Raw genomic sequence first — 13,098 nt, 5'->3', positions numbered from 1 at the left:
GATTTACCGAATGAACTCGGTAAATCACTCGGGAATAACCGTCTTAAAGAAAACCCCCATAATAGAGGAAAACTTTTAACTCTTAACTTTTATAGGTTGAAGCGTTCTTACTTCATCTTCATCTACAGATACCTGAGGTGCATGTAACTTTTCATCTGCTTCAGAGAACTTAATTGCTAAAGCTACAATTGCAGTAACAATCACAATTAACCCAATTATAAAATATCCTTGCGATACTGCCGCTGATGAGGCAGTAGATTGTGCTACTTTAACCGCTTCTTCTCCCAAACCTTGATTAGCAACAATTGCAGTTTTTTCGGCAAAAGCTGATTTAGATTTTAAGAAAAGTGCTGCTAAAAAGGCACCAACATTTCCTCCTGCTCCAACTATACCCGAAACAGATCCTATTGCTTTCTTATTTATAAATGGCACTACTGAAAAGGTTGCTCCCTCAGCCATTTGAACACTTAAACTAAATAAAATTAAAAATATAAATCCTACTACTATACTTGTTGTATTTGAAAATGTTACCAACATAATTCCTTGAACACACAGAATAAACGATAAAAATAACACACGACCTCTCAGCCCTTTTAATTTACCAAATCTATCCCCAAAGAAGCCTCCTAAAGTTCTCGCAAAAATATTCATTAAAGCAAATGATAATACAATGTTTCCAGCTGTTAAGCGCTCTAATTGAAACGTGTTTTGAAGATAATCGTCCATAGTTCCGTATACTGTTAGCTCTATACCGAAACTTGCTGCATAAATCACAAACAAAATCCAAATTCTATAATCTTTAAGAACAGCCAAAAAACCAACTTCATCCTTCTTTTTACCAATCTCTACGCCTTGGGCTCTTAATTCTTTAAAGTTCCCTTTCGGAGTATCTTGGGTAAAAAAGTAATACACAAGCCCCATTAAGAGACACACACATCCTGCAATAACCATAGAATACCTCCATGCTTCAGCTTCAGCTACACCAAAACTCACCACTGCAGCAGCAATAATTGGCATACCCAAGCGGTTAGCTCCGCCACCAAGGTTTCCCCAACCTGCCGAAGTTGCATTAGCCGTACCAACAATATTAGAAGCAAACATTAAAGAGGTATGAACCTGTGTAATTACAAAAGAGGCCCCAATAAAACCAATAAACAACCTACAAATTAAAAATTGCGTTGGAGTTTGTACTAATCCACATAAAATAACGGGAATTGCTCCCAACATTAATAAAAAGGTATAACACATTCTTGGCCCATACTTATCACATAACTTGCCAATAAGCAAGCGTGCAAACACGGTACCAGTAACAGCTAAAATAATCGAATTCCATTTTTGATCTGGTGTTAACCCCAGATCTTTTACAACATCTGGCATAAACGGAACAATCCCAAACCAAGAGAAAAAGCACATAAAAAATGATATGGCTGTTATCCAGAAGGTTCGTATCGAAACGTTTTTAAAGTTAAAAAGAGATAATTTTGTTGACTTTTCTGCTTGAAGATTTATCATGACTACGTAATTATATATTACAAAACTAAGTATTTATACGTAATAAAAACGTGTAAAAATTAAGTAATCAAAAATTATTGTAAGATTAATAAATACAGAAAGATGATTTTAAGGATTTCATAAAAAACCTATAAAATTTAATTGTTGTGTAAAGGAAAATTAAAAATTAACCTAAATCAATTGATACTCTCTAGCTTTATCAGTCAACTCTTTTAAGTTAGATACCTCTAACTTTTTCATGAGGTTAAAACGGTGTACCTCTGCAGTGCGCTTACTTATTTCTAGCTCTTCAGCAATATCTTTATTGTTCTTTAACTCTAAAACTAAACTAAGTATTTGTTTTTCGCGTTTGGTTAATTTAAAAGGTAATTCTACAGATTTCTTTTTTGGTTCTAAAGTTGCAGAAGCACCATTCACAAAATTATTCATGATGATTGCAGAAACATCACCTGTAAAATATTTACCTCCAGAGGCAACCTTGTTAAGGGCTTTTATAAATTCATCTTTACTAGCCCCTTTTAATAAATATCCGTCTGCACCAGCTTGAATAGATTGCACTACATACTCCTCAGAGTCGTGCATAGATAAGACCAATGTACGCACATCTGGATGATGAGTACTCATTTCTTTGACTACCTCAATACCGTTCATTTCTGGCATTCTTATATCAACAATAAGTACAGTGGGTTTATTTCTACTAATAACTTCTAAAGCTTCTTTACCGTTAGAAGCTTCGTCTATAACCTCTATTCCAGATTGGTCTTCTAAAAGTGCTTTTATACCATCTCTTACCAACTCATGATCATCAGCAAGTACAACTTTAATTTTATTCATAAACTATTAATATATTTACAAAAATAATAAAATTAAGTACTCTTACGTATTTACTTATTTTTTAATGCAGTAACCTCTATTTCAATCTTCATTTTTTCATTAGCTAAACCTGCCGATATCATGGTAGCAGCGGGTTTTACATCACCTAAATACTCTCTAATAACAGGCCAGCACAATTCAAAATCTGCTAGATTTGGTACAATGTAAGTTACCCGAACGATGTCTGATATTTTCGCTTCTGCTTTTTGTAAAGTAGCTTTAATGTTTATAAAGCATTGGTTGGCTTGCTCAACAACATCTTCACTAATGGTCATAGACTCATAATTATACCCAGTGGTTCCAGATACAAATACCCAGTTGTCTTGCACAACGGCCCTAGAGTATCCTATTTGAGTTTCAAAAGAAGAGCCTGAACTAATAAGCTTTTTTGTCATATTTCGTTAAACTTCTTTCAAAGGAATATTAAGCGTAACTCGTGTTCCTTTTCCCGGTTCAGAATTTAAAAACAATCTTCCGTCAATATATTTAATGCGTTCATGCATAAAGGTCATTCCCATACCTCCATCACCTGTTTTTATCTTCTCTACATTATCTGGATCAAAACCCTTTCCATCGTCATCAACTACAATACTTAAAATATCCTTACTATTTGACAGAGAGACCAAAATATGTTTAGAATCTGCATATTTAATGGCATTATTTATTGCTTCTTGAGTAATCCTATAAATATTAATTTCAGTAAGCGAATCCAAACGTCCATTGAATTCTGTTTTGTTGACAAAGAGTATTTCTTTTCCTGTAAGTTTGGCCAATTCTTTAGTAAGTTTTATTAAGGCTGGCACAATACCATGATCTGCTAATTCTGGTGGTGTTAAATTGAAAGTAGCGGTTCTAACCCCTTTTATAATATTAGCAGTCAACGCCTTTAAATGCTCAATTTTAGATGCCGTTTTATTTGCATCTTTAATATCAATACTCTCTAAATTATACTTTAAACCTGTTAGCATTTGCCCAATACCATCATGGACATCTTTAGCTATACGGTTTTGTTCTTTTTCTTGGTTTTCAATAATTTTACTTGAAACTATCTTCTGTTGACTCATCTTTTCTTCAAAGCTTTCCTTGGTCAATCGCTCTATTTCTAGCTGGCCTTCCTTTCGTTTTGTTATATCTGAAGCTATAATAAGCAACTCAGACCGCTCACTGGTAGGGGTGAATGGTATTATTGATAACTCTAACCAAATGTTTTCTTTGTTTTTAGCAGTTGCCTTTACCACTCCCTGCCATCCTGTTTTTTTATGTTTAGAAATTAAATTATTTAAGAACTCCTGTTCACTTTCATTTGATGAAATTACTTTAGAAAAGTTGGTAGCCTTATTAAATTTATTAACCTTAAAAAGCTTTGAAAATTTTTTACCCATATGCAATACTATGCCCTCTGGAGAAATTCTAGCAAATAAAAGTGTTTCATCCATGGCATGAGTTAAAGCCCGCAATTCTTTGATGGATTTCTCTTTTGCTTCACTTAAAATATCAGCATTATAAGCCATCTCTTTAGCCTTTTTTTCGGCAAGTATTAATTCTGCTAAACTATTCTTCACAGTTTTAGCGGTTGGCCAGAAAATAAATAAAAATTCAGCAAGTAAGAGCAAAAGTGTAAATGCCATTAAAAACAACTCCAACTTTCTTAACCAAGCTACGCGTTCTTCGGCCTCTAAATCGTATTGGTTTACAATACCATCCATTTTTGTTAAAAAGTCTGATTCATTTTGTTTAACAACACTTATTGCATTAGCAAAACTTTCAACGGATATATTAGGTGTATCCTCAATTAAATTTATAATGGTTTCTGAAGCATTTTTAATAGCAGTGAATGCTGGATTTATATCATCAAACATTTTAGAAACAACCCTACTATTCTTTCCAGGCAAACCTAAACTATCGCTCCCTTTTTGTAAGGCATTATGGGAATTAACCCACATTAACAAGGTGTATTTCAAATTATCTTTAATGTCAATTTGAGTCTTATAATCATTTTCAGTAGAAAGCGATAAAATTTCCTTTGTTAGTTTCTGACTTAACATTCGTTGCCTTCCGGCAATGTTAATAACGCCAGAGTCATTCTCTTGATTCTTTAAATGCTTCCTAATTAAAATCTGACTAACAATAACCGAAAGTGCAATGGTACTAAGTGCAATAATGTATAAACGACGTAATCGTTCAAAAGTGCTTTGATCTAATGAATTACGTTTTACAGCCATTTTAAATTAATTTATCCCTGAATTGCTTGTTTAATTAAGGCTAGATTTTCATCAGAATAATTTAATTGTAAAGCAGCTTCATGTCCTTTATTAGACATTTTTTTCCAAGTTTTTTGAAGAATATCAATTACTTTTTCTTCGGGATGTTTAGCTGCAAACTCCTCAAAGTAATAATCAAGAAAAACCAAACAAACCGTATCTTCTAAGGTTTGTGATTCTTCATTTTTTTTAATAAGTTTTTTTGTAATGAGTTGAGAAATCCTATCAACATATTGATTGTCATAACCAACCTGTTTCAAAATGTTGGCTGTAATTTCGGCATGCATTTTTTTTAGGGTTTCTCGCCATTTTAAATACCCCACTCTATCCATTGGATACTCGTCTCTTGATATTTGCCATCTGCAAATATGTTGCGCGCGAGCAGCTATTTGTAAGGCCTTGGAAGCATTGGGCTCGAACTGCAACAGTTTTTGTGTCATACGTTGTGAATACAACAGTTCTTTAGGGTATTCCATACCGGAAACTTGGTATGTATTTATATCTTCAGAGTTTTTTTTATCTATTAGAGCTATTGCTGTTTCAAATCGAGTTGGCTTCATTCTTTTCGTATATTAATCTGAAAAGCCAATATACACATTTTCTCCTTCAATTTTTACTGGATATGTTGCAATAGATTCTAAATCTCCATTTAAATTTTCACCACTCTCTAATGAGAAGGTTTTTTTATGTAATGGACAAGCCACTTTGGGAATGCCTTTTTCATCTCCAATCATTCCTCTAGATAAGACCATTTCCATTTTATGTGGACAAACATTTTGACAGGCATACCATTTGTTTATTCTTGCAAAATTAAATACGGCAATTTGCTTGTTTTTATATTTTACACAAGCACCGCCATCTGTTGGAAAATCACTTACTGATGCTGCTTTAAACCAAACTTTTACTTCCTCTATTTGGATTGTTCGGTATTTTTCTAAAACTTCTTCCATGTCTTTTTAAATTTTAGTCCTATTAATTACTCCAAGGTTCTGGCATTTTTTGTTCTCTCATTGGAACAAACACCAAGTTATCATCGTCTTCTTTACTATTTATAAAGTGACTGAAACGTTTCATCATTTCAGGATTATTAACCGCTTGTGTCCACTCACATTCAAACTTATTAACCAAGGTTTGCATTTCTTTCTCCAAATCTTCTGCAATACCTAATTTATCATCAATAATCACTTCTTTTAGGTAATCCAATCCGCCTTCAAGCCTTTCTTGCCATGCAGCAGTTCGTTGTAAAGGCTTAGCTGTACGCATGTATAACATTAAGTATCTATCTAAGTATTTTATAACAGTTTCGTTGTCTATTTGTTCAGCTAATAATTCGGCATGACGTGGCGTTGCCCCTCCATTACCTCCAACATAAAGGTTCCATCCTCCTTCAACAGCAATTAAACCAAAATCCTTACCACGTGCTTCAGCACACTCTCTTATACATCCAGAAACACCTCCTTTGATTTTGTGAGGAGCACGAATTCCTCTATAACGGTTTTCTAATTCAATACCAAAACTCACACTCTCATCCATACCGTAGCGACACCAAGTTGAACCTACACAAGTTTTAACGGTTCTTAAGGACTTACCATAAGCATGACCACTCTCAAAACCATGACTGATTAATTCTTTCCAAATTAATGGTAATTGATTTAATGTTGCTCCAAATAAATCAATACGCACACCACCTGTAATTTTAGTATATAAATCGTATTTCTTGGCAATTTCTCCTAAAGCTATTAACTTATCTGGTGTTATTTCTCCTCCAGGTACACGAGGTACTACTGAATAGGTTCCGTTACGTTGAATGTTTGCCAAGAATCTATCGTTGGAATCTTGAATAGCATATTCTTTATTAGCGGTATCTGCATGGATGCTTGCCATTAAGGAAGCTACAACAGGCTTACACAATTCACAACCATGACCACCATTACCATGATTATCTAGTACTTCATTAAAAGTTGTGTATCCTTTAACTTGGATAATTTGATATAAATCCTGTCTGTTATAATCAAAATGCTCACAAATAGTGTCTTTCACTTCGATGCCTAAAGACTTTAGTTTGGCATTGGTTAAATCAGCCACCATAGGCTTACATCCACCACAGCCAGTACCCGCTTTAGTACAACTTACCACATCACCTAAATCTTTAGCTTCTCCATTTTCTATGACACTACAGATCTGCCCTTTGGTTACACTCTCACAAGAACATATTTGAGCTTCATCTGGCAAATCCATTACATCTCCAAAAGCAGCTCCACCATCGCTTATTGGTAATATCAACTGTGCCGCATTTTCTGGAATAGCCATACCATTAAGATAAATTTGGTGCAGCATACTATAATCGGTCGCATCACCCACTAAAATCCCACCTAGTAGCTTCTTTCCATCCAAGCTTACATTTATTCTCTTATATAAATATTCTGTTTTATTTTCAAAAATTATGGAATGACCTTTTGATGCTGGCATAAACGGTTCACCAAAACTAGCCACATCAACACCAATTAGTTTAAGTTTGGTAGACATGTCAATGGACTCAGGCATTACAGCATTGGTTTCTCCAAGAATTTGTCTTACTGCAATGTCCGCCATGTCATATCCTGGAGCAACCAACCCATAAATCATTTGGTTGTAAAGTGCAATTTCTCCAATGGCATAAATATTATCATCAGAGGTTTTCATAGTATTATCAACCAAAATACCTCCTCTAACACCAACCTCTAAGCCACAAGCTTTTGCTAGCTCATCTCTTGGTCTAATTCCTGCTGATACAATAAGCATATCAACATCTAAAACATCATCTTCTCCAAACTCCATCCCGGTAATTTTACCATCCCCTAAAATCTGATTGGTCGCCTTACTTAAATGAATATTTAAACCTATAGATTCTAACTTAAGTTTTAAAACCTGAGAACTTCTAGAATCCAATTGTCTTGGCATTAATTTAGGTGCAAACTCAACAATATGAGGCTCTAAACCCATATCTAAAACAGCCTTTCCAGCCTCTAAACCCAATAATCCTCCACCAAGAACAGCTGCTTTTGCATCTGGCTTTTCAGCTTTAAGCTTAGCTGCATAAGCCAGCATCCCTTCTAAGTCTTCAATGGTTCTATATACAAAAACACCTTTCTTTTCAACACCCTTAATTGGCGGTACAAAAGGAGATGAACCCGTGGCCATTACTAAATAGTCATATGAAAACTCTCGATCTTTAGCAGTTGTTATTTTCTTTCCAGACCTGTTAATATCTGAAACACGCTCACCTGTAATTAATTTGATATTATTTTCAGAATACCACTCCGCCGGAGCCATTTCCAATGCCTTAGCATCTTGATTATCAAAAAATTCACTTAAATGAACCCTGTCATAAGCAGGTCTTGGTTCTTCACCAAAAACAGTAATTTGAAAATTTTTGGCAGCTTCATTTGCTACAAATTTTTCACAAAATTTGTAACCTACCATACCATTACCTACTACAATGATGTTTTTCATATCTACGTATTTTGAATACAAAACTAAGTAATTATACTTAATTATATTTCAAATAATACATAGTAAATTAGCTCTAATGTAAATTATTAGAGATTTCGCAAATTGATAAGTAGATAATTAAGTAAACAACAAAAATTACGTATTAGAATTATATTTTAATTGATAAATAAAAAAGGAGTGTATTTTGGGGTATTCTAAATAACATATAAGCCTTTGTAGCTTGTAAAATATAATAATTGCTTGGAATAATTAAATACAATTAAAGAACTAAGCTATAGAAACTGTAATAATTATACTTTTTGATGCTGGGGTTTTAGCAGTGTGTGCGTAACTATTTAATGGTACCAATACATTTGTTTCAGGGAAATAAGTAGCACAGCATTTTTTAGGGATATCATACCCCACTGCTTTGAATTTGTTCGCACTTCTCACTACACCATTGTAATTAGACTGTAAATTTACAACTTGCTGCTCTGTAATCCCTCTTTCTTTCATGTCATCTCGGTTCATCATGATAATACGACGCTCATTAAAAATACCACGATAGCGATCATTTAAACCATAAATAGTGGTGTTGAATTGATCATGACTCCTAATAGTCATCATAACTAATTCATCCTTTTTAAGTTTCCATTCTGGTAGTTTGTTAATAGAAAAATGTGCTTTACCCGATTTGGTTTTAAAATCTCTTATACGCGCCCCATTAGGTAAATAAAACCCTGATGGTTGCTTTAACCTTTTGTTATAATTATTAAAACCGCTTACAACTTCTTCAATATCATCTCGCACTAAGCTATAATCATCTTTATAAGCCAGCCAATTAATTTTAGAGCGGTTTTTTAACGTAGCATTTGCAATACCACAAACTAGAGCAACTTCACTTATTATTTGATCAGAACATGGTTCTAAAACCCCTTTTGTAGAAGATACCACACCCATTGAGTTTTCTACACTTTGAACCTGAACACCTGTTTTTTGATAGTCCTTTTCTGCTCTTCCTAAACAAGGTAAAATAAGTGCTTCTTTACCTGTAACCAGATGAGAACGATTGAGTTTTGTGCTCACATGAACCGTTAAATTACAATTTGCTAAAGCCTGTGCTGAAAAATTAGTATCTGGCACTGCCGAAATAAAATTTCCGCCTAAACCAAAAAATACTTTAGCTTCCTTATTGTACATAGCTTCAATAGCCTCAATAACAGAATACCCATGCTTTGCAGTAGGCTTGAAACCATATTTAGCTTCAATTCTATTTAAAAAAGATTGTGGCGCAGCTTCCCAGATACCAACGGTTCTATCACCTTGAACATTGGAATGACCTCGCACCGGGCAGGTACCTGCACCTTCTTTTCCTATACTACCTTTTAACAGTAAGAGATTTACTAGTTCTCGAATGTTGTCAACAGCATTTTCGTGCTGAGTTAACCCCATAGCCCAACATATAATAATTCTATCATTGTTAAGAATCAACTCAAACACCTCATCAAAAGTTTTTTTAGAAACTCCTGATAACTTTAAACATTCTTCAAAATCAAAGCGCTTTAAATCTGAGATAAAGGCTTCATAACCATGAGTATATTCTTCAATAAACTGTTTATCAAATACATTTCCATGTTCTGATTGTTTCTCTAGTAACTTTAAAAGAATGGCCTTAAAAAAAGCTACATCGCCATTAACTGTTACTGGTACAAAAACATCTGCTAAATCTGTGCCACCAGTTAACATTTTAATAGGATTTTGAGGATTGGTAAACTTCATAAAACCAACCTCCTGCAAAGGATTAACAGCAATAATTTTACCGCCATTCTTTTTACATTTTTCTAAAGCCACCAACATTCTGGGGTGATTGGTTCCTGGATTCTGCCCCACTACCATAACCACTTCAGCCTTATATAAATCATCTAAAGTAACCGACCCTTTTCCAATACCAAGGGTTTCTGTCAAGGCCTTACCACTAGCTTCATGACACATGTTAGAGCAATCTGGTAAATTAGCCGTTCCAAATTCGCGTACAAATAATTGATATAAAAAAGCAGCTTCGTTAGTGGTTCTTCCTGATGTATAAAATACGGCCTCATCAGGTGAATCTAAAGCATTTAAGTGTTTAGCTACTAAAGTAAAAGCATCTTCCCAAGAAATGGATTGGTAGTGAGTAGCTCCTTTAGCTAAATACATGGGCTCTGCTAACCGACCTGATTTGCCAATTTCAAAGTCTGACCATTCTGCCAATTGATTTACAGAATGTTTTGCAAAAAAGTCTCTCCCAATAGAGTTCTTTTGAGCTTCTTCTGCCATGGCTTTTATACCATTTTCACAGTATTCACCTAAAAGTGAGCGGTCATCATCTGGATCTGGCCATGCACAACCCGGGCAATCAAAACCTCCTTTTTGGTTTAATTTTGAAGAAATTTTAAGTGCATCTAAAGGCTTCATATACTTTAAAACCATACCTGTAGCTGACTTTAAAGCACTAAACCCCACACTGTTTTTGGGTGGTTTAGTGATTTTTAAATCGGTAAAATTCTCTGAAGTTGCAGCCTTTTCTTGTGGTGTTTTGCTCATACAATTATTACTTGTGTCTTACCTAAAATGCTAAAATATATTTGTTGAAATACAAAATCATACTTAATTTCATCTTACTTGTAAATAACACCTTTAGTAAACTTAGGTAAAATGTACATAAAAAAAGCGAGCATAACTACTCGCTTAAATATATAAATTTTATGTTATCTAAATTACCCTATAACTTCTTTACTTTGTAAATTATTCATAAAGGGTAATTTATATAAACGTTGCCCTGTTGCCTTATAAATAGCATTGGCAACAGCGCCCCCAATAGGTGGTAATGTTGGCTCTCCTAAGCCTGTTGGCGCAATATCACTTTTAGCAAAATGAACATCTACTTCTGGTGTTTGACCCATTCTTATTAATTGATAGCTACTAAAATTATTGGCCGAGGGTACACCGTCTTTGAAGCTAAAATCTGCATACATGGCATGCCCTATACCATCCAAAACACCGCCTTTAGCTTGATTTAGTGCACCTAGAGGATTTACAACAATACCACAATCTATAGCGCAAGTAACCTTTTTAATAAATGGCATGCCGTTATCTAAAATCACATCTGCTACTTCAGCAACATGTGTGTTATGACAATAATATACTGATAAGCCTTGGTAAACACCTTCTGTAGTCTTTCCGTAATTAGATTTTTCAACTACCATTTGTAAAACACCTTGTAATCGTTCTGGACTATAATCTACTTTTGGACTAGGATTCTTCTTCACGTTATCTAACAAGTCCATGTGTAATTGTACTCGGTCTACCTCCATTTCTTCAGCTAATTCATCAAAAAAACTTTGCTCTGCAATAGCTAAGAAATTAGTATATGGGGCTCTCCACGCACCTGTTGTTATATTACTTCTTAAAGGAACACTATCTACTTGATAATTTGCAATGGCACCCGCTGGAAAAAAGTTAGGTACCAAACCATACATATTTCCATTAACACAAGCTTCTTTAAGGTGATAGCCCGTAAGTTTTCCATCTTTTATAGATGCTGCAATCTTATATTTACAGGCTGGACGATATACTCCAGTAGTCATATCGTCTTCTCTAGTAGACACCATTTTTACGGGCATTTTAATTTTATCAGCAATTTCGGCTGCTTCTATAACATAATCGTTATATAAACGTCTTCCAAAGCCTCCACCCATTCTGGTAAGATCAACATGAATATCCTCTATAGGTCTACCCAACAAACTTGCTACGGCATTTGCTGCTGCTTCTGGAGTTTGTGTTGGACCTACTAAATGCACTTTTTCTGGAGTAACATTAGCGAAAAAATTCATAGGCTCCATGGTATTATGCGGTAAAAAAGTTGATTCATAAATACGCTCAACAACCTTATCAGCCTCAGCAAAGGCCTTTTCTACATCGCCATCCTTACGTCTTGTTCTAAACTTATTACCATTTAATAAGTCTAGCAGTTTTTTATCGTGTTCTTTTGTGCTTTCTAAATTAGAATCGGTTTTCCAAGTGGTTTTTACAGCCTTCGCTCCTTTAATAGCATCCCAGATTGTTTTACCTACAACTACAATTTTATCTGTTGTACTCAATTTAACACTCCAGTTAGGCCTACCTTCAGTTAACATAGCTCTTGCTTTTTCGCCAATTGTAATTACATCTATAACTCCTGGCATTCTCTTTGCTGTTGTTGCATCAAAAGATTCTAACACTTGCCCAAATGCTGGTGGACGTATAACCGAAGCATACACCATACCTGCTTCTTTGTAATCTAACCCAAATAGTGGTTTTCCTGTAATGATTTTATCTATATCAACATTAGCCGTTTTTGTTCCAATAATTGTAAAATCTTTAGGATCTTTTAAACTTATATCTTCAGGCACTTCTAACTGAGCGGCTTCTAAAACAACATCGCCATAACCTATAGTTTCTCCATTAGCATTAATAATAACACCTTGTTTTGCAGTACATGTTGAAGCTTCTACACCCCATCTGGCTGCAGCTGCATTCACTAACATTTGTTTTGCCGTAGCCCCTGTTTGACGTAAGGGTTCCCAATTTCTTCTAAGAGACTGACTCCCTCCTGCTGTTTGGTTTCTATAATTTTCGGTATCTAGTGGGGCTTGAACAACATAAACATCTTCCCAAAGCACATCTAACTCCTCTGCAATAAGCATGGGCATTGAGGTTTTAACTCCTTGACCAATCTCTGGATTAGTTGCAAAAATTGTTACTTTACCTTCCTCAGAAATTTTTATAAATGCGTTGAAGTCATTATAATTTAACTGACTTAAATCTACAGGCATTTTAGCATCTTCTTTACAAGCATTAAATAAGTTAAAACCTATTAACATACCTCCACTTGCCAAAACAGAGGTTTTTAAAAAAGATCTTCTACTAAATGAAATTTTATTTGAAGTTTGCATGATTAGTT

General features: G+C 34.6%; 9 protein-coding genes. All 9 read right to left on the bottom strand.

The genetic code is table 11. The features are described 5' to 3' along the window. Positions 1 to 75: 75 nt before the first annotated feature. Positions 76 to 1,512: an MFS transporter gene (locus E1J38_RS07490; RefSeq protein WP_133355424.1), complete on the bottom strand. Its 1,437-nt coding sequence runs from the start codon at positions 1,510 to 1,512 to the stop codon at positions 76 to 78. A 171-nt stretch (positions 1,513 to 1,683) separates the two neighbouring features. Beyond that, a complete protein-coding gene (locus E1J38_RS07485) occupies positions 1,684 to 2,346 on the bottom strand; it encodes a response regulator transcription factor (RefSeq protein WP_133355423.1) in 663 nt (220 codons plus the stop codon). A gap of 50 nt (positions 2,347 to 2,396) precedes the next feature. Further along, the gene (locus E1J38_RS07480; RefSeq protein ID WP_133355422.1) at positions 2,397 to 2,780 is read right to left on the bottom strand and encodes a RidA family protein; all 384 of its coding nucleotides are present in this window, start codon (positions 2,778 to 2,780) and stop codon (positions 2,397 to 2,399) included. 6 nt (positions 2,781 to 2,786) lie between these two features. After that, entirely contained in the window at positions 2,787 to 4,607 is a 1,821-nt protein-coding gene (locus E1J38_RS07475) for an ATP-binding protein (RefSeq protein WP_133355421.1), read from the bottom strand. 11 nt (positions 4,608 to 4,618) lie between these two features. Then, positions 4,619 to 5,206 carry a DUF4202 domain-containing protein gene (locus E1J38_RS07470; protein WP_133355420.1) on the bottom strand — a complete coding sequence of 196 codons (588 nt, stop codon included), beginning with the start codon at positions 5,204 to 5,206 and terminating at the stop codon, positions 4,619 to 4,621. A 12-nt stretch (positions 5,207 to 5,218) separates the two neighbouring features. Then, on the bottom strand, positions 5,219 to 5,596 hold the full coding sequence (gene nirD / locus E1J38_RS07465; protein ID WP_133355419.1) for a nitrite reductase small subunit NirD: 378 nt from the start codon (positions 5,594 to 5,596) through the stop codon (positions 5,219 to 5,221). Between the two features lie 22 nt (positions 5,597 to 5,618). Further along, positions 5,619 to 8,138 (bottom strand): nitrite reductase large subunit NirB, encoded by a 2,520-nt coding sequence (nirB, locus tag E1J38_RS07460; RefSeq protein WP_133355418.1) that lies wholly within the window; start codon positions 8,136 to 8,138, stop codon positions 5,619 to 5,621. 267 nt (positions 8,139 to 8,405) lie between these two features. Beyond that, a complete protein-coding gene (locus E1J38_RS07455) occupies positions 8,406 to 10,700 on the bottom strand; it encodes an FdhF/YdeP family oxidoreductase (RefSeq protein ID WP_133355417.1) in 2,295 nt (764 codons plus the stop codon). A gap of 173 nt (positions 10,701 to 10,873) precedes the next feature. Continuing rightward, entirely contained in the window at positions 10,874 to 13,090 is a 2,217-nt protein-coding gene (locus E1J38_RS07450) for a xanthine dehydrogenase family protein molybdopterin-binding subunit (protein WP_133355416.1), read from the bottom strand. Positions 13,091 to 13,098: the final 8 nt, after the last annotated feature.

The organism is Seonamhaeicola sediminis (assembly GCF_004358095.2).
Lineage (GTDB): Bacteria > Bacteroidota > Bacteroidia > Flavobacteriales > Flavobacteriaceae > Seonamhaeicola > Seonamhaeicola sediminis.
Note: the sequence above shows the minus strand (reverse complement) of the source record. Positions and strands in the feature narration are given on the sequence as shown.

What these genes read in the sequence shown, in the direction of transcription:
- E1J38_RS07475 (WP_133355421.1), bottom strand. Translation starts at nt 4,607, where the DNA reads ATGGCTGTAAAACGTAATTCATTAGATCAAAGCACTTTTGAACGATTA.
- nirD (WP_133355419.1), bottom strand. Translation starts at nt 5,596, where the DNA reads ATGGAAGAAGTTTTAGAAAAATACCGAACAATCCAAATAGAGGAAGTA.
- E1J38_RS07455 (WP_133355417.1), bottom strand. Translation starts at nt 10,700, where the DNA reads ATGAGCAAAACACCACAAGAAAAGGCTGCAACTTCAGAGAATTTTACC.
- E1J38_RS07490 (WP_133355424.1), bottom strand. Translation starts at nt 1,512, where the DNA reads ATGATAAATCTTCAAGCAGAAAAGTCAACAAAATTATCTCTTTTTAAC.
- E1J38_RS07485 (WP_133355423.1), bottom strand. Translation starts at nt 2,346, where the DNA reads ATGAATAAAATTAAAGTTGTACTTGCTGATGATCATGAGTTGGTAAGA.
- E1J38_RS07480 (WP_133355422.1), bottom strand. Translation starts at nt 2,780, where the DNA reads ATGACAAAAAAGCTTATTAGTTCAGGCTCTTCTTTTGAAACTCAAATA.
- E1J38_RS07470 (WP_133355420.1), bottom strand. Translation starts at nt 5,206, where the DNA reads ATGAAGCCAACTCGATTTGAAACAGCAATAGCTCTAATAGATAAAAAA.
- E1J38_RS07450 (WP_133355416.1), bottom strand. Translation starts at nt 13,090, where the DNA reads ATGCAAACTTCAAATAAAATTTCATTTAGTAGAAGATCTTTTTTAAAA.
- nirB (WP_133355418.1), bottom strand. Translation starts at nt 8,138, where the DNA reads ATGAAAAACATCATTGTAGTAGGTAATGGTATGGTAGGTTACAAATTT.